The 20,951-nt window shown below is 72.6% G+C and carries 16 protein-coding genes; 11 read left to right on the forward strand and 5 right to left on the reverse strand.

Features of this window, described 5'->3' with window-relative positions:
* Window positions 1–8 precede the first annotated feature (8 nt).
* Window positions 9–1,481: a MocR-like pyridoxine biosynthesis transcription factor PdxR gene (gene pdxR / locus HS041_RS00190; RefSeq protein ID WP_196438501.1), complete on the reverse strand. Its 1,473-nt coding sequence runs from the start codon at window positions 1,479–1,481 to the stop codon at window positions 9–11.
* Window positions 1,482–1,655: 174 nt separating this feature from the next.
* Here pdxR and HS041_RS00195 point away from each other — a divergent pair, with 174 nt between their 5' ends.
* Window positions 1,656–2,690: a DMT family transporter gene (locus tag HS041_RS00195; RefSeq protein WP_196438502.1), complete on the forward strand. Its 1,035-nt coding sequence runs from the start codon at window positions 1,656–1,658 to the stop codon at window positions 2,688–2,690.
* The gene (locus tag HS041_RS00200; protein ID WP_196438503.1) at window positions 2,657–3,229 is read left to right on the forward strand and encodes a hypothetical protein; all 573 of its coding nucleotides are present in this window, start codon (window positions 2,657–2,659) and stop codon (window positions 3,227–3,229) included. The genes HS041_RS00195 and HS041_RS00200 overlap by 34 nt, the downstream gene beginning before the upstream one ends.
* A 68-nt stretch (window positions 3,230–3,297) precedes the next feature.
* Here the strand turns inward: HS041_RS00200 and HS041_RS39070 are convergent, their stop codons facing one another.
* Window positions 3,298–3,429: a hypothetical protein gene (locus tag HS041_RS39070; protein WP_255529532.1), complete on the reverse strand. Its 132-nt coding sequence runs from the start codon at window positions 3,427–3,429 to the stop codon at window positions 3,298–3,300.
* Between the two features lie 225 nt (window positions 3,430–3,654).
* Here HS041_RS39070 and HS041_RS00205 point away from each other — a divergent pair, with 225 nt between their 5' ends.
* From HS041_RS00205 to HS041_RS39685, 5 genes are all read left to right on the forward strand, one after another.
* On the forward strand, window positions 3,655–5,307 hold the full coding sequence (locus tag HS041_RS00205; protein WP_196438504.1) for a fumarate hydratase: 1,653 nt from the start codon (window positions 3,655–3,657) through the stop codon (window positions 5,305–5,307).
* 516 nt (window positions 5,308–5,823) lie between these two features.
* Window positions 5,824–6,957: a serine/threonine-protein kinase gene (locus HS041_RS00210; RefSeq protein ID WP_196438505.1), complete on the forward strand. Its 1,134-nt coding sequence runs from the start codon at window positions 5,824–5,826 to the stop codon at window positions 6,955–6,957.
* A gap of 35 nt (window positions 6,958–6,992) precedes the next feature.
* Window positions 6,993–9,242: a serine/threonine-protein kinase gene (locus tag HS041_RS00215; RefSeq protein ID WP_196438506.1), complete on the forward strand. Its 2,250-nt coding sequence runs from the start codon at window positions 6,993–6,995 to the stop codon at window positions 9,240–9,242.
* Between the two features lie 78 nt (window positions 9,243–9,320).
* Entirely contained in the window at window positions 9,321–10,712 is a 1,392-nt protein-coding gene (locus HS041_RS00220; protein WP_196438507.1) for a class II fumarate hydratase, read from the forward strand.
* Between the two features lie 26 nt (window positions 10,713–10,738).
* A complete protein-coding gene (locus HS041_RS39685) occupies window positions 10,739–11,125 on the forward strand; it encodes a tautomerase family protein (protein WP_196438508.1) in 387 nt (128 codons plus the stop codon).
* Between the two features lie 25 nt (window positions 11,126–11,150).
* Here the strand turns inward: HS041_RS39685 and mca are convergent, their stop codons facing one another.
* The gene (gene mca / locus HS041_RS00230; protein WP_230878362.1) at window positions 11,151–12,014 is read right to left on the reverse strand and encodes a mycothiol conjugate amidase Mca; all 864 of its coding nucleotides are present in this window, start codon (window positions 12,012–12,014) and stop codon (window positions 11,151–11,153) included.
* A 235-nt stretch (window positions 12,015–12,249) separates the two neighbouring features.
* Here mca and HS041_RS00235 point away from each other — a divergent pair, with 235 nt between their 5' ends.
* From HS041_RS00235 to HS041_RS00250, 4 genes are all read left to right on the forward strand, one after another.
* Window positions 12,250–13,008, forward strand: a complete 759-nt coding sequence (locus HS041_RS00235) for a 3-hydroxybutyrate dehydrogenase (RefSeq protein ID WP_230878363.1) — start codon at window positions 12,250–12,252, stop codon at window positions 13,006–13,008.
* Between the two features lie 85 nt (window positions 13,009–13,093).
* Complete coding sequence (locus HS041_RS00240; RefSeq protein ID WP_230878364.1) at window positions 13,094–15,010, forward strand: helix-turn-helix domain-containing protein; 1,917 nt, start codon at window positions 13,094–13,096, stop codon at window positions 15,008–15,010.
* 134 nt (window positions 15,011–15,144) lie between these two features.
* Window positions 15,145–16,470 (forward strand): MFS transporter, encoded by a 1,326-nt coding sequence (locus HS041_RS00245; protein ID WP_196438511.1) that lies wholly within the window; start codon window positions 15,145–15,147, stop codon window positions 16,468–16,470.
* 19 nt (window positions 16,471–16,489) lie between these two features.
* The gene (locus HS041_RS00250; protein WP_196438512.1) at window positions 16,490–17,947 is read left to right on the forward strand and encodes a tannase/feruloyl esterase family alpha/beta hydrolase; all 1,458 of its coding nucleotides are present in this window, start codon (window positions 16,490–16,492) and stop codon (window positions 17,945–17,947) included.
* Here HS041_RS00250 and HS041_RS00255 read toward each other — a convergent pair.
* Both HS041_RS00255 and HS041_RS37955 read right to left on the reverse strand, forming a co-directional pair.
* Entirely contained in the window at window positions 17,932–19,908 is a 1,977-nt protein-coding gene (locus tag HS041_RS00255) for a glycosyltransferase family 2 protein (RefSeq protein WP_196438513.1), read from the reverse strand. The genes HS041_RS00250 and HS041_RS00255 overlap by 16 nt on opposite strands.
* A 60-nt stretch (window positions 19,909–19,968) precedes the next feature.
* On the reverse strand, window positions 19,969–20,724 hold the full coding sequence (locus tag HS041_RS37955; RefSeq protein ID WP_307845108.1) for an aggregation-promoting factor C-terminal-like domain-containing protein: 756 nt from the start codon (window positions 20,722–20,724) through the stop codon (window positions 19,969–19,971).
* Window positions 20,725–20,951: the final 227 nt, after the last annotated feature.

Below are 20,951 nucleotides of genomic sequence, written 5' to 3' on the forward strand. Positions count from 1 at the left end.
CCGCGCCCTCACCGGTGAAGGCCGCGCGCGAAACCCCGGACGACCTCGTCGGCACGGTGGACCGGCAGCCGGGCGAAACCCATGACCAGCGCGGGCGGCCCCGGCCGGCGCCGCATCGGGCCCACCGGCTCGGCCGCGAGGCCCCGGGCCTGCGCCGCCCGCGCGGCGGCCCGCTCGTCCCAGCCCCGAGGCAGCTCGGCGAGCAGGTGGAGACCGGCGGAGACGCCGTGCACGGTGATCTGGGGAAGGTGCTCGGCCAGGGCTCGGACGAGGGTGTCGCGCCGGGTCCGGTACTCCCGGCGCATCCGCCGCAGGTGCCGGTCGTAGGCCCCGGAGCGCACGAAGTCCGCCAGGGTGTGCTGCTCCAGCACCGGGGAGCCCATGTCCAGCTCCGCCCGCGCCAGTCGTACCGCCGCGGCGATCTCCGGCGGGGCGGCCACCCAGCCGAGCCTGAGGCCGGGGGCCAGGGACTTGCTCACGCTCCCCGCGAGCACCACCCGGTCCGGGGCCAGCCCCTGCAGGCAGCCCACCGGATCCCGGTCGAACCTGAACTCGGCGTCGTAGTCGTCCTCCAGGACGGTCGCACCGGTCGCGGCGGCCCACTCGATCAGCTCGGCGCGGCGGCGCGGGGAGAGGACGACCCCGGTCGGGTAGTGGTGGGCCGGGGTGAGCAGCACCGCGCGGACCCCCGTCGCAGCGAGGGCCCCGACGTCGACGCCCTCCCCGTCCACCGGGACCGCGACCAGGTCGGCCCCGGCCGACCTGAGCAGCGGCAGCTGGCGCAGACCGGTCGGGTCCTCGACCGCGAGCCGGACCCGCCCGGGACGCGGCGGGTGAGCGGTCCCGTCCACGAACCAGCCCAGGTCCTCGCCGGTCCGGCCGGCCCCGGGCAGCCGCCCGGCCAGCGCCTGGACCGTGAGGTTGAGCCCCTGGGCCACCCCGCCGACGATCACCAGGTTCTCCGGCGCGATGTCGGCCCCGCGCACCCTGCGCAGGTAGGCGGCCAGTTCCTCGCGCAGCTCCGGCACGCCGCCGGGGTCGCCGTAGTCCAGGGCGTCGGCGGGCAGTGCGGCGAGCACCCGGCGGGTCGAGGCCAGCCACCGCCCGCGGGGGAAGAATCCCAGGTCGGGTGAGGTGGGCCGGCGGCCGTAGTCGCATTCGTGGCCCGGCGTCTCCGCACCGGGAGCGCCGGACGCGTTCCCTGCAGCCGGAGGGCTCACGGCCGGGACGCGGCGGGCCATGGGGGCAACCCGCGTCCCCGCGCCGACCTTCGAGGTCAGGAAGCCCTCGGCGACCAGTTGTTCGTAGGCCTCCACGACCACGCCGCGCGAGAGCCCGAGGTCCCTGGCCAGCTCCCTGCTCGCGGGCAGCCGCTCCCCGGCCGCCAGCCTGCCGTGCCGTACGGCCTCCCGGAGCTCGCGGGCGATCTGCCCGGCGATGCCCCCCGCCGCCCTGTCGACGGCCAGATGCAGATCCGCCAACCGTTCCCCCGTCCCGGACCATGGGCGGGTGACCGCCCTGCGGAAGGCTCGCGTCCAAAGGCCCGAACCACCCGGAGGGCGAGCAGCCCGCCTTCCGGCGATCAGGATTGGTCCTCTGTTCCACTCGCCGATTGGACTGACCGAGCGAGCCATTTGCTTCCTAGCATTCCCGACATGAGCACCGATGTCATCACCCGGCAGGTCGAGACCCGGGGTCTTGCCCAGGCCGCCGGAGCAATGTTCCTGGTGGGCACCCTCGCGGGGATCGCCGGCGTGATCCAGGACTATCCCCTCTACGGCGGCCAGGCGCTTCGCTACCTCCTGGCCGCCGCCGTCCTGCTGGCCGTCACCCGCCTGGCGGGCCTGGGGTTCGTACGGCTGACGCCCCGGGAGACCGCCCTGCTGGTCGCGCTCTCCCTGACGGGACTGGTCATCTTCAACGTCTGCGTGATCGAGGCGGCCCGGCACGGCGGACCAGCCCTGGTCGGCACCGTGCTCGGCACCGTCCCGCTGGCGCTCGCCCTGCTGGACGGACGCCCCTCGCCCCGGGTGATCGGGGCGGCGGCCGTGGTGGTGACCGGGGCGACGGTGGCCACCGGCCTGGGCAGCGGCGACCTGCCCGGCCTGCTGTGGTCGCTGGGCGCGCTGGCCTGCGAGGTCTGCTTCTCGCTGCTGGCCCTGCCGCTCCTGCCCAAGCTGGGCGCGGTGCGGGTCTCGGCCTACTCGGCGGCGCTGGCCGTACCGCTTCTCGCGGTGATCGGCCTGATCGTCGACGGCACCGCGATGGTGCGTGTGCCGACCGCGGCCGAGGCGGCGGGCCTCGGCTACCAGTCGATCATCGTGACCACCGTGGCGTTCTTCCTCTGGTACGATGCGCTGCCCCGGCTCGGCCCCGGGAGGGCGGGCCTGTTCGCCGGTCTGATCCCCGTCGGCGCGATCGCGACGGGCGCCCTGCTCGGCCTCGGCACCCCCTCGGCCGCCGACCTGGCCGGGGCCGCGCTCGTCGTCACCGGCATCGTCATCGGGCTCTCGGCACCCGGGAGCGGACCGCGCCGGAAGGAGCCGGGATCCGCTGCTACCGTACTTCGGGATCCGGTGGCCACGGCGGGAAGCGAGGGCCGGGAGCCCGTCGCGAAACTCCGCCGGGCGGGGCGCAGGCGAGGAGCGGAGAGCCCATGGCAGGCACGGCCGAGTCGTTCAGGACCCTGATGGTCATGCGGGCGGCTGACGTCACCTGGGTCAGGGAGATGGACCTGCCGACGCCCCCGGCTCCGGGCCTGGGCATCCGCGTCGACGTCTACGACATGCTGAACGTCGTCGCCGTGACGATCGGCGACCCCGGGTACGACGCGACCTGCCTGGTGGAGTTCGAGACCCCTCCCCCGGCCGGGGCCGTCGCGGAGAAGTGCGCGGCCTACGGGTTCGCGGAGGGTGCCTACCCGCCGCCCCCGCCGGGATCGGCCCGCCCGGAGCCCGGAGACCCGGAGACCGAGGCGGCACCGCTGAGGGCCGCGCTCGTCTTCGCCGGCGACGGGACCTGGCTCAGGGAGTACGGCCTGCCCTTCCCTCCCTTCCCCGGGCTTCGCATACGCCTCGGGAGCGAGCTCCTGCTGAACGTCTTCAGCGTCGTGGTGGGAGACCCGCACGGGGACGTGACCTGCCTGGTCGCGTTCGAGGGAGAGGGGGGCGGGGAGCTGTCCGAGGAGGACTATCCTTCGCTCGGCTTCGAGGAGTGCCTGTACCCGTAGAGCGTCCGGGCACGGGGGGAGCGTCCCGGGCGGGCACCCGCCGGGACCGGCACGAGGCGTGCGGGACGTCAGTGGTGCAGAGGTCCCCCGAACTTGCTCTCGTCGGCGATCATGTGCAGCACGATCGTGAGGAGTGAGCCCACGAGGCCGCCGATGATCAGTATTCCGATGGCGTACAGAACGATGTAGCCGGCTTCCATGATTCCTCCCTCCGGCAGGAACTCCGGAGCGGATCTGGTCCTTCACACCATCCTCGCCCACCGAGATCACGGAAACCCGCTCTCCCGTCAATGGGACGGCAAAGCTTTCGTCCGCGTTCGGGCGCCGGACGGCTCGAAGGGTTGGCGTCCTTCCCGGGCGTGCGATAGGAGGCCGTACCCTCTAGGAGGACCGGAGAAGACCCCCGGCACGGAGGATCGAGGACGATGCCCGAGTTCGACTACACCGACCTGCTCCCGCTGGGATCGGATGAGACGGAATACCGTCTGGTCAGCAGCGAGGGGGTGCGTGTCGTCGAGGCCGCGGGCCGCAGGTTCCTGGAGGTCGAGCCCGAGGCGCTGCGCCTGCTCACCGAGACGGCGATCCATGACATCTCCCACTATCTCCGGTCGTCTCACCTGGCCCAGCTCCGGAAGATCATCGACGACCCGGAGTCCAGCGGCAACGACCGCTTCGTCGCCCTCGACCTGCTCAAGAACGCCTCCATCTCGGCCGGCGGCGTGCTGCCGATGTGTCAGGACACCGGCACCGCGATCGTGATGGGCAAGCGCGGCCGGCACGTGCTGACCGACGGCGCCGACGCCGAGCACATCTCGCGCGGCGTCTACGACGCCTACACCCGGCTCAACCTGCGCTACTCGCAGATGGCCCCGATCACCATGTGGGAGGAGAAGAACACCGGCTCCAACCTCCCCGCCCAGATCGAGCTCTACGCCGAGGACCCGCACGGCCACCCCGACGAGTACAAGCTGCTGTTCATGGCCAAGGGCGGCGGCAGCGCCAACAAGTCGTTCCTGTACCAGGAGACCAAGGCGGTCCTCAACGAGAAGCGCATGCTGGCCTTCCTGGAGGAGAAGATCCGCTCCCTGGGCACCGCCGCCTGCCCGCCGTACCACCTGGCGGTCGTCGTGGGCGGCACCTCCGCCGAGTTCGCCCTGAAGACGGCGAAATACGCCAGCGCCCGATACCTGGACTCCATCCCCACCGAAGGCTCTCCCAGCGGCCACGGCTTCCGCGACACCGAACTGGAGGCCAAGGTCTTCGAGCTCACCCAGAAGCTCGGCATCGGCGCCCAGTTCGGCGGCAAGTACTTCTGCCACGACGTCCGCGTGATCCGCCTGCCCCGGCACGGCGCCTCCTGCCCGGTCGCGATCGCGGTCTCCTGCAGCGCCGACCGCCAGGCCCTGGCCAAGATCACCCCCGAGGGGATCTTCCTGGAGAAGCTGGAGACCGACCCGGCGCGGTTCCTGCCGGAGACCACCGACGAGCACCTGTCGGACGACGTCGTGAAGATCGACCTCAACCGGCCGATGCCGGAGATCCTCGCCGAGCTGACCAAGTACCCGGTCAAGACCCGCCTGTCGCTGACCGGCCCGCTGGTCGTCGCCCGCGACATCGCGCACGCCAAGATCGGCGAGCTGCTCGACGCGGGCGGCGAGATGCCGCAGTACATGAAGGACCACGCCGTCTACTACGCCGGCCCCGCCAAGACCCCCGAGGGCTACGCCTCCGGCTCCTTCGGCCCCACCACCGCCGGCCGGATGGACTCCTACGTGGAGCGCTTCCAGGCCGCCGGCGGCTCCATGGTGATGCTCGCCAAGGGCAACCGCTCCAAGCAGGTCACCGAGGCCTGCCAGAAGTACGGCGGCTTCTACCTCGGCTCGATCGGGGGCCCCGCCGCCCGCCTGGCCCAGGACTGCATCAGGAAGGTCGAGGTCCTCGAATATCCGGAGCTCGGCATGGAGGCCGTCTGGAAGATCGAGGTCGAGGACTTCCCCGCCTTCATCGTCGTGGACGACAAGGGCGAGGACTTCTTCACCGACACGACCGGCCCGGTCCTGTCCGTCGGCCGCCGCTGACGCGGGTCCGTTCGTCGAGCGCCGGCGGCTGCCGTTCCGTGACCTCCGGAACGGCGGCCGCCGGCGCACTCCCGCTCCCGGCCTGAGGGCGTTCCCGCGACCGGCCCGGGACGAACGGCAGGGGTCTCCGCGGGCCGTACGGCTGCCGCGGTCCGGCCGGGTGTCCCGGGATCGGCATGGCGCAAGCACCGATCCCCGGGCAGATCTCCGGAGCGCGGGCCGTAGGTCTTCGTGGCCGGGAGTCCCAGCGCGGGCGTCTTGTCCCGCCTGCGGCGACCGTGGACGAGTGCGGGGACGCGGTGAAGTCCGGAAGGCCGTCCCGTTCGGCCTGCCTTCCGAACGGTCGATCCGGTTTCCGAACCGACGGCCCGCCCGGACACGAGGTCGCGATTCGGCCGGATCTCCATGACGGAGTGCATCCGGACACTCACCGGCCAGAAAATCTGACTGCATTAGACAAGAAACTTCATGCCTGTCTCTACTGGTCGCATCGGGCGAATAGGTAAGCTGCCCATCATGCGTGCGCCGTCCGGATACCTACTTGCCGCGCGCTATCGGCTCGTGGAGCCGGTCGGGCGCGGCGGCATGGGCACCGTTTGGCGAGCGCACGACGAGCTGCTCGGCCGCGAGGTGGCGGTCAAGGAGGTCCGGCTGCCCCTGGTCCTCGACGAGGATCTCAGGACCGAGCTGTGCGCCAGGACCGAGCGGGAGGGGCGGGCCACCACGATGGTCACCCACCCGTCCGTGATCACCGTCTTCGACGTCGTCACCGAGGACGACCGTCCCTGGATCGTCATGGAGCTGCTGCCGGCCAGGTCGCTGGAGCAGGTCATCCAGCAGGAGGGCCCGCTGCCTCCCCAGCGGGTGGCCGAGATCGGGCGGCAGGTGCTGGGCGCGCTGCGGGCCGTGCACGCCAAGGGCATCCTGCACCGCGACGTGAAGCCCAGCAACGTCCTGGTGACCGAGGACCGGGCGGTGCTCACCGACTTCGGCCTGGCCGCGCTCGAGGGGGAGGTGTCGATCACCCAGGCGGGCATCGTGCTCGGCTCGGCGGGCTACATCGCGCCCGAGCGGGTGCTGGGCTCCAAGGCGAGCCCCGCCGCCGACCTGTGGTCGCTCGGTGCGACCCTCTACACCGCCGTCGAGGGCCGGGGCCTGCACGGCCGCCGCACGGCCGCCGCCGCCCTGGCCGCCCTGACCAGCGGCGAGCCGATCCCCATGGAGAAGGCCGGACCGCTCGCCCCGGTGCTCCAAGGCCTGCTCGGGATCGACCCGGCCACCCGGCTCGACGCGGTCCGCGCCTCGCTGATGCTCTCCCGGGTGGCGGCCGGCGGCTCGGCCGAGGAGCCGCTCGCCCGCGCGGCGGGCAGGGCCATCCGGAACGCCCAGGCGACGGCCGCGCCCTCGTTCAGCCGCAGGCCGCACCACCGGGGCCTGCACCGCGCGGGCTCGGCCCCGGTCGCGCCTCCGCCTCCCCTCGCGACGCCGGTGCCGATGCCCCGGGGGCATCGCCGTCCCATGGAGGGAGTACATCGCAAACCGCTGGACCCGTGGCCGACTCCGCACCCTTTTATACGCCTAATGTCACCTTTTATCCGTTTTATGCTTCCCCGTCGCTTGTGGCCTAAGGAACTCCGCAAGCGTGGGTAAAGCGTTCATCAAGCAGGAATCGCTATCTTCTTCTCATGCCGGAACAGCAGATGCGCGTGCTCGCTGATCGCTACGAGCTGATCGCGCCGCTCGGCCGAGGGACGATGGGCACCGTCTGGCGTGCTCACGACCGTTCCCTGGGCCGCGACGTCGCGATCAAGGAGATCCGCCAGGAGCCCGGGCTCAGCGAGGCACAGCGCGCCGAACTGCGGGAACGCATGATCCGTGAGGGTCGTACGGCAGCCCGCATCAGCCACCCGTCGGTCGCCACCGTCCATGATGCGATCATCGAGGACGGCAGCCCGTGGATCATCATGGAGTTGGTGCAGGCACGCTCCCTCGAACAGGTGATCGAGGAGGAGGGTCCGCTCCCGCCCCGCCTGGTCGCCGAGATCGGCGTGGACCTGCTGAGCGCGCTGCGCGCCGCCCACGCCCAGGGGATCCTGCACCGCGACGTGAAGCCCGGCAACGTGCTGATCACCGAGAGCGGCCGGGTGGTGCTGACCGACTTCGGCATCGCCAAGGCCGAAGGCGACACGAGCCTCACCCAGACCGGCATGGTGATCGGCTCCCCGGGATACACCGCACCCGAGCGGGCGCGGGGCGAGCACACCGGGCCCGAGTCGGATCTGTGGTCCCTCGGGGCCACCCTGTACTTCGCGGTCGAGGGACGGCCGGCCTACGAGCGCTCCTCGGTCGCCGAGACCCTGGCCGCGCTGATGACCGAGAGCGCCGACCCGCCGGCCCAGGCGGGCCCGCTCCGCCCCGTGCTCGAGCACCTCCTGGAGAAGGACTACACGGTACGGCTCACCGCCTCCCAGGCGACCGCGATGCTCCGCGCCGTGGCGGACACCCCTTCGTCCGAGGCGGTGCCCCCGGCGATCCCGGCGGAGCCTCCTGCGCCGGCCCCCGGGAGCGACGCCCGCGCCGAGGACGGGAGGGGCCCCGAGGACGGCGCTGGGGACGGCGCTGGGGACGGCGCTGGGGACGGCACCGCGGACGGCGCGGCGGACGGCGCGGTGACCGGCACAGAGAGCGGCGCAGAGAGCAGCACAGAGAGCGGCACCGGGCCCGGGGCCGACGCGGCGCCGGACGAGGAGTTCGACGCCGACCGCACCATGCTGGTCATCCGGCCCAAGAACGGTCTCCGCCTCCCCGGGACCGTGGAGACGCCCGTCGCCGCGACGCCTCCTGCGGCACCTCCTGCTCCGCCGGCCCGTCCCCGCCCTGTGGCCGACTCCTCCGAGCTGGGGATCCACGTGGCGGGGAAGCCGAAGTCCCCGGCCGCACCCGGAGGCGGGGAGGGCGGGTCCCCTGCCGCTCCGTCGATCGAGGACTCCGCAGCGACGCCTCCGCACGGTTTCCCGATGGTGCCGGCTCAGGGCGCCCCGATGGCCGCACGGCCGGGGGGACCCTCCCCCGACGACGTGTCGACGGCCGTCGGGATGCTGCCCGGCTTCAACGGATCCGCAAGGCCGGGCGCCCCCGGCGCGCCGCTGCCCGGGGCGGCGGAAGGAGCGCAGCACCTGCTCCCGGGGGCGTCCGACGGAGCCCCTCCCCCCTCGCGCGGGCTGGGGACGGACCTGTTCTCCATCGCTCAGGCGCAGGGCGCGGAGAAGGCCGGGCCGCACGGGAACCGGGTCGGCACGCTCGTCCTGATCGGGGTGGCGGCCGTCTCCCTGGTGATCATCATGATTCTGGTGGTGGCGGCCTTCGCCGACAGCAGCGGGAGCACCACCGCCGCGGCCGGCGTCGCCACCGCGCCGGTGTCCGGGTCGAGCAGCGCGGGCGGCCCCGCACCCGGCTCGACCCCCTCTCCGGGGTTCCGCAGGCACAAGGACCCCAAGGGGTTCACGATCGACTTCCCCGCCCCGCTGCAGAAGAGCGTCAACGGCGACGACGTCGTCTTCAAGAGCGCCGGCGACCCGCGCTACCTCCGGGTCAACACCTCCACGCACGTCTCCGACGAGGTCGGGAAGACCGTCACGGCGATCCAGAACGCCGCGGCCGAGGCCGGCAGCTACCCCGGCTACCGGCTGGTCGGGGTCACCGAGCTGGACGTCGACCCGTACGCCGGGGCGAACGCGGCCGACTGGGAGTTCACCTACGTCACGGGCGAGAAGACGATCCACGTGCTGGCCCGTTTCGTGAGCCTTCCCGGGGAGAACGACTACGTCATCTACTGGGCGGTTCCGGAAGCCTCCTGGGAGGAGGAGGCCGGCATCCGCGACACGGTGCTCGCCTCCTTCCAGCCGGCGCGGGAGAAGGCTCCGGGCGGCTCCTGAGCGGGCGGCCCGGAGTCTTCCCGGGACCGGCGGGAGCGCCGAACAGCGGGCTTATCTCCCGCGTTGCAGACTGATCCCATGAGCGAGTACCGGATCGAACATGACTCGATGGGCGACGTGCGCGTCCCGGCGGGTGCGAAGTGGCGGGCCCAGACGCAGCGGGCGGTGGAGAATTTCCCGATCTCGGGACGCGGCCTGGAGAGCCCGCACATCGCGGCCCTCGGACTGATCAAGGCGATCGCCGCCGAGGTCAACTCCGAGCTCGGGGTGCTGGACAAGGAGCTGGCCCAGGCGATCGCCGAGGCCGCCACCGACATCGCGGAGAACGAGTGGGACGGCGAGTTTCCCATCGACGTCTTCCAGACCGGCTCCGGCACCTCCTCCAACATGAACGCCAACGAGGTGATCGCCACCCTCGCCGAGGAGCGGCTGGGCCGCCCGGTCCATCCCAACGACCACGTCAACGCCTCCCAGTCGTCCAACGACGTGTTCCCCACCTCCATCCACGTCGCCGCGCTGACCGAGGTGACCTACCACCTCATCCCGTCCCTGCGGCACCTGGCCACCGCGCTGCGCGAGAAGTCGATCGAGTTCGACCAGGTGGTCAAGGCGGGCCGTACGCACCTGATGGACGCCACCCCGGTCACCCTCGGCCAGGAGTTCGGCGGCTACGCCACCCAGGTCGACAACGCCGTCGCCCGGGTGCGGAGCGCGCTGCCCCGCCTCGCCGAGCTGCCCCTGGGCGGGACCGCGGTCGGGACGGGCGTCAACACCCCGCCCGGCTTCGCCAGGAAGGTCATCGAGAAGCTCGGCGAGGCCACCGACCTGCCGTTCACCGAGGCCCCCGACCACTTCGAGGCCCAGGGCGCCCGGGACGCCGTGGTGGAGCTCTCCGGTCAGCTCCGGACCGTCGCGGTCTCCCTCAACAAGATCGCCAATGACCTCCGCTGGATGGGTTCGGGCCCGCGCACCGGGCTCGGCGAGATCAACCTCCCGGACCTCCAGCCCGGCTCCTCGATCATGCCCGGCAAGGTCAACCCGGTCATCCCCGAAGCCGTCTGCATGGTCGCCGCCCAGGTCGTCGGGAACGACGCGGCCATCGCCTTCGCCGGGGCGTCGGGCAGCTTCGAGCTCAACGTGGCCCTGCCGGTCATGGCGCGCAACCTCCTGGAGTCCGTGCGGCTGCTCGCCAACGTCTCCCGCCTGCTGGCCGACCGCTGCGTGCACGGCATCACCGCCAACACCGAGCGGCTGCGTGAGTACGCCGAGTCGTCGCCGTCCATCGTCACCCCGCTCAACCGGCACGTGGGCTACGAGGAGGCTGCGAAGATCGCCAAGCAGGCGCTGGCCGAGCGGAAGACCATCCGCCAGGTCGTCGTCGAGCGCGGCCACGTCGCGAACGGCACTCTCACCGAGGAGCAGCTCGACGCCCTGCTGGACGTGCTCTCCATGACCCGTCCTCCGTCGTAGATCGGCGCCGTGGAAGACTCGGCCCCATGACTCAGATCAAGTTCTACGGCCGCCGCGACGTCTGGGCCCCCCTCCGCCGGGAGGTCTCGGACGTCGTGCACGGCTGCCTGGCCGAGGTCTGGAGGCTCCCGGAGGACAAGCGGTTCCACCGCTTCCTGCTGCTGGACGCCGACGACCTGCTCTGCCCGCAGCGGAGCGAGCGCTATCTGATCGTGGAGATCGTCTGCTTCGCGGGCCGGTCGGACGAGGCCAAGCGCGACCTGATCCGGACGTTGTTCGCCCGGACCGGGGAGGCGCTCGGCCTCCCCGCCGAGGACCTGGAGATCGTCATCCTGGAGTCGCCCCAGGTGAACTGGGGCATCCGCGGGGTCCCGGGCGACGAGCTGGCACTGACCTACCCGGTCACCGTCTGACCCCGGGGCACTTGCGGTCCGGGCTTCACCGCCTGATCCCGGCGAACAGGTCGGTCTCCGGCAGCTCCGTCTCGACGTGGGAGCGGGCGAGCTGGTAGTCCTCGGTGGGCCAGACCTCCCGCTCCAGGTCGCGCGGAGTGGAGAACCACGGCCCCTCGGGGTCGATCTGGGTGGCATGCGCCTTGATCGCCCGCTCCCGGACCTCGAAGTAGTCGTCGCAGGTCACCCGGGTGGTCGCGGTCAGCTGGGGCATGCCCTCGAACCAGTCCTCCGTCAGCATCTCCGCCAGCGGCGACTCCAGCCCCCTGGCGAGCAGCCCCTCGTGGATCGAGGTGAACCACTCGCGGGAGAACGACACCATGTAGTAGAGCTTGAGCGGCTGCCACGGCTCGCCGGTGCCGGGATAGCGGGCCGGGTCGCCCGCCGCCTCGAACGCCTCGACGGCCACCCGGTGGGTCATGATGTGGTCGGGGTGCGGGTAGCCGCCCGTCTCGTCGTAGGTGATGATCACATGCGGCCGGAACTCCCGCACCGCCGCCACCAGCGGCCGCGAGGCGACCTCGAGGTCCTGCAGGGCGAAGCACCCCTCCGGCAGCGGCTCCCCCTCGCCGGGCAGGCCGGAGTCGACGAAGCCGAGCCAGCGGTGCCCGACGCCGAGGATCGCGGCGGCCTCGGCCATCTCCTTGCGCCGGATCTCCGCGATGTTCTCCAGCACGCCGGGCCGGTCCATCGCCGGGTTGAGGATGTCGCCGCGCTCCCCGCCGGTGCAGGTGCACACCAGGACGTCGACCCCCTCGGCGACGTAGCGGGCCATGGTCGCAGCCCCCTTGCTGGACTCGTCGTCGGGGTGGGCGTGTACCGCCATCAGCCTCAGGGGGTTCGCGGTCATTCGCATCCTCGTGTCGGTAGATGTCGGGCGGACCTCTCCGAGACTAGATCAGGCCGGCGACAGTTTCCGCGCCGCGGATCGCCCGTCCGGGGAGGACCGCTCCGCGGACGGAACCCCCGTGCCCGCCGACCGCACCGGGCGAACGGACCGCGGGTCTCCCACACATAACCCGCTAGGAGAGTATGTCGGCCGACGACATGGGCCGGGATTCACGTGATTGCCTAGATTCGTCAGCATGATTGACCTGACAGGGCGACGGGCCGTGGTGACCGGGGCGGGCAGCGGGATCGGGCGGGCCTGCGCCCGGCGGCTGGCCGAGGCCGGAGCGCACGTGGTGGTGGTCGACGTGGACGCCGAGGCCGCCGCGAAGGTTGCCGTCGAGGTCGCCGGGATCCCGGTCGTCGCGGACCTGTCGGTCCCGGACTTCCTGGACGCGCTCCCCCGCGAGCTGCTCGGCGGCACCGACATCGTGGTGAACAACGCCGGGTTCCAGCACGTGGCGCCGGTCGAGGCGTTCCCCCCGGAGGTCTTCGCGAAGATCCTCAAGGTCATGGTCGAGGCGCCGTTCCTGCTGGCGCGGGCGGTCCTGCCGGGGATGTACGAACGGGGCTGGGGGCGGATCGTGAACGTCTCCTCGATCCACGGCCTGCGCGCTTCGCCGTACAAATCCGCATATGTCACTGCGAAACATGCCCTGGAAGGGCTGTCGAAGGTCATCGCCCTCGAAGGCGCCCCGCACGGCGTCACCTCCAACTGCGTGAGCCCCGCCTACGTCCGCACCCCGCTGGTGGAGCGGCAGATCGACGCCCAGGCCGAGACCCACGGCATCGGCAGGGACGAGGTCGTCGAGCAGATCATGCTCGCGCCCGCCGCGATCAAGCGGCTGGTCGAGCCCGAGGAGGTCGCCGAGCTGGTCGCCTACCTGTGCGGCCCGCACGGCTCCTTCATGACCGGCACCTCGCTGCCCGTGGACGGCGGCTGGACCGCCCGCTGACCGTCCCCGGCCCGCTCCCGGCCGGACGCCGGGTACGGTTCCCCGGGCGGCTCCGGCGGGCGCGGCCACAAGGAGAATGGACGGCATGGACGCGCGGGTGTTTCTCGAACTGCTGGCCAGGGAGGCCTCGGCCGTCGAGTTCGAGGGGCCCGTCCTGGCCGCCAGGACCGCCGGGGTGGACGCGGCCGCCCTGGCCGAGCTGGAGGAGGCCAAGCTCGCCGCGCTGAAGGTGCGGGCGCTGCTGCGGCGCAGAGCCAGGCGCGAGGCCGAGCTCTCGGCCCTGTTCGACACCGCCGGCGACCTGGCCGGGCTCCGGGACCTGGATGCCGTGCTGGAGGCCATCGTGCGCCGGGCCAGGCAGTTGCTCGGCACCGACGCCGCCTACATGACCCTGCACGACCCCGAACGGGGCGACACCTGGATGCGGGTCACCGACGGCTCGGTCTCGGCGAAGTTCCGGGCCCTGCGCCTGGCCATGGGGGCCGGGCTCGGCGGGCTGGTCGCCCAGACCGCCACCCCCTACGCCACCGCCGACTACTTCGCCGACGAGCGCTTCCGCCACAAGACCGACATCGACGACGCCGTGAAGGAGGAGGGCCTCGTCGCCATCCTCGGCGTGCCGCTCAAGCTCGGCGCGCGGGTCATCGGGGTGCTGTTCGCGGCCAACCGGAGCGTGCGGCCGTTCACCCAGGACGAGGTGGTGCTGCTCGGCTCGCTGGCCGCCCACGCCGCGGTCGCCATCGACAACGCCCGGCTGCTGCAGGAGACCAGGAACGCCCTGGAGGAGCTCAGCGAGGCCAACCGGCAGGTCAACGCGCACAGTGCGGCGGTGGAGCGGGCCGCGCTCGCGCACGACCGGATGACCGGGCTGGTGCTGCGCGGCGGCGGTGTCGAGGACGTGGCCGCCGTGGTCACCGAGGTGCTCGGCGGCTCGCTGGCCGTGCTGGACGGCGCGGGGCGGCCGATAGCCGGCGACCTGGACGAGCTGGAAGCCGCCGGGCCGCGGGACGCGCGGGCGGACCGGCACGGCCCCGCTGCGACTCCGGACGCGACCGCGGCGGCGATCGCGGACGCCGCGCAGTCGTCCCGGGCGCTGGGCCGTACCGTCCGCAGGGGCAACCTGCTGGTCGCGTCGGTGGACGTCGCGGCCGAACCCCTGTGCACGCTCGTACTGCGGGCCGGCGGCCGGGTGGCGGACACCGACCAGCGCATCCTGGAGCGGGCCGCGCTGGTCACCGCGCTGCTGCTGCTCTTCCGCCGCACGGTGGCCGAGGCGGAGAGCCGGGTCCGGGGTGAGCTGCTCGACGACCTGATCTCCCGGCCGGGCCTCGACGGGCTGGGCGATCGGGCCCGGCGGGTCGGCGTGGACCTGGACCGCGACCACGTGGTGGTCGTGGTCCGCCACGAAGGCCAGCGCGAGCGGGCCGCCTTCTGGGCCTCGTCCCGGGCCGCGCTGGAGCACGGCCTGGCCGCCCAGCGCGGGGACGAGCTCGTCCTGCTGCTCCCCGGCGACCAGCCGGGACCGCTCGCCAGACGGGTGGCGTCCGAGCTGACCGCCTCCCTCGGCCGCCCTGCCACCGCGGGCGCCTGCGGCCCGGTCCGCGGCGCCGCCGAGGTCGCCGCCGCCCACGGCGAGGCGCGGCGTTGCGCCGACGCGCTGCGGGCGCTGGGCCGGGCCGGGGAGGGCGCCGGAGCCGCCGAGCTGGGCTTCGTCGGGCTGCTGGTCGGCGACGGGCGCGACATCGAGGCCTTCCTCGGCTCGGCGATCGGCCCGGTGGTCGACTACGACGCCCGCCGCGGCACCGCCCTGATCCGCACGCTCACCGCCTACTTCGGCGCCGGGGGGTCGCTCTCCCGTACGGCGGACGCCCTGCACATCCACGTCAACACCGTCACCCAGCGCCTGGACCGGATCTCCCAGCTCCTGGGCGCGGGCTGGCAGGAGCCCGAGCGGGCCCTGGAGATCCAGCTCGCCCTGCGGCTCCACCGGCTGCGCGGCTGAGACCGTTCCGCCGCCCGCGGACAGCCCATACATCTCATCCACAGGGTGTGGAGGTTTCCCACATAGGAGTGACGCCGGTCACTACATACGGTGAGCCGACATCCCCCCAACAGCGATTCCCATTGGTGAGTGAGATGACAGAGAAATCCCGCACCCCCATCGCAAAGATCGTCGGTGCCAGCCTCGTCGGCACCACGATCGAGTGGTACGACTTCTTCCTGTACGGCTCGGCCGCGGCGCTGGTCTTCCCCGCGCTGTTCTTCCCCAAGTCCGACCCTCTCACCGGAACCCTGCTCGCCTTCCTCACCTACGCCGTCGGCTTCGCCGCCCGTCCGGTGGGCGCGCTGATCTTCGGCCACTACGGCGACCGGCTGGGCCGCAAGAAGCTCCTGGTCATCAGCCTGGTGCTGATGGGCGGCGCGACCTTCCTGATCGGCTGCCTGCCCACCTACGCCGCGATCGGCTCGGCGGCCCCGCTGCTGCTGACCGCGCTGCGGCTGGTGCAGGGCTTCGCCCTCGGCGGCGAGTGGGGCGGCGCGGTGCTCATCGTCTCCGAACACGGCGACGCCAGGCGGCGCGGGTTCTGGGCCTCCTGGCCGCAGGCGGGCGCCCCCGGCGGCAACCTGCTGGCCACCGCGGTGCTCGCGGTGCTGGCCGCGGTCCAGTCCGACGAGGCCTTCTCCAGTTGGGGCTGGCGCATCCCGTTCCTGCTGTCGGGCGTGCTGGTCCTGGTCGGCCTGTGGATCCGGATGTCCATCGACGAGTCGCCGATCTTCCAGCAGGCCGTCGCCAAGGCCGAGCCGGTCAAGAGGCTGCCGATCGTGGAGGTCTTCCGGTACCACTGGCGCGACGTGCTCACCGCGATCGGCGCCCGCTTCGCCGAGAACGTCTCCTACTACGTGATCACCGCGTTCGTCCTGACCTACGCGACGGGGACGGTGAAGCTGGAGAAGGGTTTCGTGCTCAACGCGGTGCTGATCGGCTCGGCCGTGCACTTCGCCTCGATCCCGATGTGGGGCGCGCTGTCGGACCGGCTGGGCCGCCGTCCGGTCTACCTGCTCGGCGCCGCCGGCGTCGGCCTGTGGGCGTTCGCGTTCTTCCCGCTGGTCGACACCGGGAACTTCGGCGCGATCACCCTGGCGGTCACGGTCGGCCTGGTGCTGCACGGCGCGATGTACGGCCCGCAGGCGGCGTTCTTCTCCGAGCTGTTCGCCACCAGGATGCGCTACTCGGGCGTGTCCATCGGCGCCCAGCTCTCCTCGATCGTCGCCGGCGCCCTCGCCCCGATCATCGCGGTGGCCCTGCTCCAGGCCTACGGCTCGGCCTTCCCGGTCACGCTCTACGTGGCGGGCGGCGCCGTGCTGACGCTGGCCACCGTCTTCTTCGCCAAGGAGACCCGGGGCCGCGACCTCGTCACCCTCGACGTTCCCGAGACCGCCACCACCGGCGTCAAGCCCTGAGCCGTACGGAGACCACCCGATGCACATCGACAGCCGAAAGGCGTCCACGCGGCGCGCGGCGACCGGGCCGCGCAGGCTGGCCGTCCTCGCCTCCGGGCTCGCGCTCGCCACCACCGCGCTGGCGGCGGTGGCGCCGGGGGCGAGCGCCGCCCGCACGGGCGCGGAGGACCCCGCTGCGCGCAGCACGGGGAGCACCGCCGCCGGCACCACGAGGAGCGGCGCAGCGGGCGGGCACTGCGCCCGTCAGGGGCGGATCGCGGTCCCCGGCGCGGAGAAGCAGGTCGTGGCCTGCCTCGACGACCTCACCACGGCGGGAACCTCGCTCTCCGGGCACACCGATCCCGCCGACTGGGCCGGGCTGCACCCCGCGGGGGCGGTCAACCCCAAGGGCGTGCCCGGCATCCAGGTGGACGGCTACTTCCCCGACACCTCGGCGACCAACACCAACCACGGCTGGAACCACGACTCCCAGTTCGTGCTCCGCCTCCCGGACGTGTGGAACGGCGGGCTGGTCGTCGCGGGCACCCCCGGCAACCGCGAGCAGTACGCCAACGACTTCGTCATCTCCGACTGGGCGCTGGCCAGGGGCTACGCCTACGCCGTGACCGACAAGGGCAACACCGGGACGGCCTTCTACAAGGACGGGCGCCGGCCGGGGGACGCGATCGCCGAGTGGAACCGCCGCGTCACCGAGATCGCCGTCGCGGCCAAGGCCGTCGTGCGGCAGCGGTACGGCAGGCTTCCCGGGCGCACCTACGCCGCGGGCATCTCCAACGGCGGCTATCTGGTCCGCTGGCAGCTGGAGAACCGGCCGGAGCTCTACGACGGCGGGATCGACTGGGAGGGCACGCTCTGGCGGGTCAGGGGCGACAACCTGATCAACTTCCTGCCCCCGGCGCTGCGGGCCTATCCCGAGGGCGACGCCCAGGCGATGTACGACGCCGGCTTCGCCAGAGGCTCGGAGTTCCTGTGGCCGTTCCACCACCAGTACTACTGGGACCTCACCCAGCGGATCTACCGCGAGGAGCTCGACCCGGGCTTCGACGGCGACGCCGAGGCGGGCACGCCGTACTGCGCCCCGGGGACCCCGGCCTGCGACGCGGACTACGACTACGACGCGCGCAAGCCGTACAGGGCCCTGCGCAAGATCGCGCTGACCGGCCGGATCGGCAAGCCGCTGATCACGATCCAGGGCACGCTGGACACGCTGCTGCCGATCTCCCGCACCGGGGACGTCTACGCGGGCATGGTCGGCGACCGCCGCCCCTTCCGGTACTACCGGATCACCGACGGCACCCACACCGACGGCCTCTACGCCTCCTACCCCGACCGGCTCCGCCCGATGCTGCCGTGCTTCCGCAGCGCGTTCGAGGCCATGGAGGGCTGGGTGGAGCGGCGGCAGAGCCCGCCGCCGAGCGCGACCCTGCCGCGCCCGGCCGGCGGTGACCTCGTCAACGAGTGTCAGCTCGGCATGTAGCGCTGCTGCACGGTCCGGGTGACCCGGACCACGTTCCGGGCGCCGGGGATCCGCAGGGCGAACCGCCGCAACCGCGGGTACCGGCGCACGGGCACGGCGGGCGCGGCGGCCCTGCGGATCTCCACCCGGCCGCCGCGGCTCATCTCCACGCCGAAGCGGAGCCCGAGTTCCCGGTCGTCCATCCGCAGGAACGGCATCCACGCGCCCGGGGCCAGGAACCCCTGCCGGGGCAGGCGCTTCATCGGGATCCTGGCGATCAGCCGCCCGGCCGCCCGGCCGGGTACGCCCGGTTCGACCAGGGCGGGCACGGAGACCTCGCGTGTCCCGCCCGGCGCCTGGCGCAGCACCAGCTCGGCGGGAGGCCCCCCGCTCGGCGGCACGTACGGCACGGGCACGACGACGAAGACGTGGTCGCGCTGGCGGGTGACCGTGGTCCCCGGCGAGACGAGGACGATCGACTCGGGGAACGACTGGGGCTCCACGCACACGCCCAGTTCGCCCCGGTCGGACCACCAGGGGACGACCAGCCGCCTGGCGTGGTCGGCCAGCGTCCCGTCGCAGTCGACCGGCGGACCGGTGACCCGGGCGCGGGCCTGGCAGAGCCCGCCGTTCATCCGCATGTGGATCTCCCACAGGCCGGGCGGGAGCGAGCGGCCGTGCGCCGCCGAGGTGGCGTCGAGCGTGGCCGTCCCGGTGACCTGCACCCTGACGTAGTCGCCGTGCCGGACGCGGACCACCGAGCAGCTCACCGGGAGCTGGTGGACGACCCCGGTGCCCTCGTGCCGCGCGTAGACCTGGAACCGGGCGCGGGAGACCGCGGCGGTGACGTCGGCCACCTCCGGGGGCAGGCGGAGGTCTCCGAGGGAGAGCGGGGACGTCCAGAGCAGGCGGTCCTCCCCGTGCGGGAGGAAGCGCGTGGGGTTGCCCTCACCCCACATGATCTCTCCGGTGAGGCTCATCACGAGCGCGCCGTCCCGCCACACCACGTCCTTGACGTCGGCCTTCAGGTGGGTGTCGCGCAGGGCCTGGGAGAGCGCGACGAGCTGGTCGAGCCGGCCCGCGCGCAGCATCGCGGCGCGGACCCGCAGGTGGACGGGGAGGTAGTGGTCGAGCCGTTCGGGGAAGCGCTGGGCGACCAGCTCGCGCAGGGTGGTGAAGGTGACGGAGCGGTCCGTCGAGGAGGCCACGAACTCCGCCCCGCCGAGCCGGCGCAGGACCGCGGTGCGGAACCAGTGCGCGTACAGGTGGTCGCGCCTGCGTCCCCGGGGGACCGACTCGTCGATGACGTCGAGCAGCTTGCGCAGCTCGGTCACATGGGCGTGCGGGCTGCCGGACGGCTCCGGCCGCGCCCCGAGGCGGCAGCACACCTCGCCGGACATGACGGTGACCGCCGAGGCCCGCAGGTAGGCCCGCAGGACGAAGAGCTGCTCGGCCAGGCTCCCGCCCGCGCCGGGGAAGGCGATCCCCTCGGCCGCGAGGAACGCCCTGCGGTAGAGCTTGTGCGGCGTGAGCGCGGACAGCAGCCGGTCGCCGAGGATGTCGGCGTGCTCGCGGTCCTTGCTGAACACCGCCGCGGGCGGCGCATTCCCGCTCGCCAGCGGCCCGACCAGGACGTCGGCGCCGGTCTGCTTCGCGCGCTCGTACATCCGCTCCAGCGCCGTCCGCTCCAGGCGGTCTCCCTGGTCGAGGAAGTAGACGTACTCGCCGGTGGCGACCTCCAGGGCGGCGTTGCGGCCGCGCATCGGCGAGCCGATGTGTTTCAAATGGAGGACGCGGACGTTGGCGTGCGTCTCGGCGATGGCGTCGAGACGCTTCTCGATTCCGTCGTCGGACCCGTCGTCGGCGAATATGACCTCGTACTCCTCCGGGGGCATCGACTGCTCCATCACCGAGCAGATGCACCCGTCGGCCGCATCACCGGGATTGTGGACCGGCACCACCACGCTGACCTTTATCCCCATACCGCCCAGGATGCGGCAACCAGCGCGTTCAGCCGGCCCGACCTGCCGATCTGTAGGGTTTCAGTACCAGCCCTTTTGCTGGGAATGGGCCCACGCGCCGCAGGGCGTGCCGTACCGCCCCTTGATGTAGGTCAGACCCCATTCGATCTGGGTGGCCGCGTTGGTCTGCCAGTCGGCGCCCGCGCTGGCCATCTTGTGGCCGGGCAGCGACTGCGGGATGCCGTAGGCGCCGCTGGAGCGGTTCATCGCCCGCTCATTCCAGCCGCTCTCCTTCATCCAGAGCTTCTCCAGGCAGCCCCACTGGTCGCCCCAGCCGCGCGCCTCCAGCATCTGCTTGCCCAGCGCCTTGTTGCCGGTCGGGTTGGCGGTGCCGGGCGGGAGCTGCTGGGGGTCGAACCCGCCGCCGCCGGGCGCCGTGTCGGCGATCTCGATCGGGTCGAGCGGCTTGCGTCCCTGGCGCTTGCGCTTGAGCGCGTCGGCCGCCAGCGCCTGGACCGCCTGGGCCTTCAGCGCGTCGGCCGCGGGGTCGGGCCCGAAGGGGTCTCCGCCGCCGAACGCCTCGGCCAGCACGTCGAGGGGGACCGGCTCCTGGGGCGGCGTGGAGGCGTTCTGGACTGCGGTGTAGACGGTGAAGCCTCCGCCGCCGACGGCGACGATCGCCGCCGCGCCGAGGACGAGGGCGCGCTTGGGGGTCAGCCAGCCGGGAGCCTTCGCGGGCTTCCCTTCGGCCGGGGCCTTCGCCGGACGCTTGGCCGCACGAGCCGTACGACGGGAGCCTGGCGCCGGGCGCCCCTCAAGGGGCTGGCGCTCCTTCACGGGGGGCGATCCTGCACTCACGACCTATGAGCTTGCCGTGCGCGGGGGGGTGCTGCGCAACCGGAACGGGGGATTCGCATGGCGCCTCACGGCGGTCTCCCGGCTTTACCGGCGCTCGACCGCCTGCTTACAGGGACTTTCCCCAACCCCGGCCCCCCGATGTGATTTTCGTCACACTTGCCGGGTGGGACCCGCCCCACGTGCCCCTTGAGTCCGGGGGGAGAGCC

The sequence above is a fragment of the Planomonospora sp. ID67723 genome (assembly GCF_015711605.1).
Lineage (GTDB): Bacteria > Actinomycetota > Actinomycetes > Streptosporangiales > Streptosporangiaceae > Planomonospora_A.

Excerpts from the sequence above, each read along its gene's own strand:
- HS041_RS00195 (WP_196438502.1), top strand. The coding sequence starts at position 1,656 with ATGAGCACCGATGTCATCACCCGGCAGGTCGAGACCCGGGGTCTTGCC.
- HS041_RS00200 (WP_196438503.1), top strand. The coding sequence starts at position 2,657 with ATGGCAGGCACGGCCGAGTCGTTCAGGACCCTGATGGTCATGCGGGCG.
- HS041_RS39070 (WP_255529532.1), bottom strand. The coding sequence starts at position 3,429 with ATGGAAGCCGGCTACATCGTTCTGTACGCCATCGGAATACTGATCATC.
- HS041_RS00205 (WP_196438504.1), top strand. The coding sequence starts at position 3,655 with ATGCCCGAGTTCGACTACACCGACCTGCTCCCGCTGGGATCGGATGAG.
- HS041_RS00210 (WP_196438505.1), top strand. The coding sequence starts at position 5,824 with ATGCGTGCGCCGTCCGGATACCTACTTGCCGCGCGCTATCGGCTCGTG.
- HS041_RS00215 (WP_196438506.1), top strand. The coding sequence starts at position 6,993 with ATGCCGGAACAGCAGATGCGCGTGCTCGCTGATCGCTACGAGCTGATC.
- HS041_RS00220 (WP_196438507.1), top strand. The coding sequence starts at position 9,321 with ATGAGCGAGTACCGGATCGAACATGACTCGATGGGCGACGTGCGCGTC.
- HS041_RS39685 (WP_196438508.1), top strand. The coding sequence starts at position 10,739 with ATGACTCAGATCAAGTTCTACGGCCGCCGCGACGTCTGGGCCCCCCTC.
- mca (WP_230878362.1), bottom strand. The coding sequence starts at position 12,014 with ATGACCGCGAACCCCCTGAGGCTGATGGCGGTACACGCCCACCCCGAC.
- HS041_RS00235 (WP_230878363.1), top strand. The coding sequence starts at position 12,250 with ATGATTGACCTGACAGGGCGACGGGCCGTGGTGACCGGGGCGGGCAGC.
- HS041_RS00240 (WP_230878364.1), top strand. The coding sequence starts at position 13,094 with ATGGACGCGCGGGTGTTTCTCGAACTGCTGGCCAGGGAGGCCTCGGCC.
- HS041_RS00245 (WP_196438511.1), top strand. The coding sequence starts at position 15,145 with ATGACAGAGAAATCCCGCACCCCCATCGCAAAGATCGTCGGTGCCAGC.
- HS041_RS00250 (WP_196438512.1), top strand. The coding sequence starts at position 16,490 with ATGCACATCGACAGCCGAAAGGCGTCCACGCGGCGCGCGGCGACCGGG.
- HS041_RS00255 (WP_196438513.1), bottom strand. The coding sequence starts at position 19,908 with ATGGGGATAAAGGTCAGCGTGGTGGTGCCGGTCCACAATCCCGGTGAT.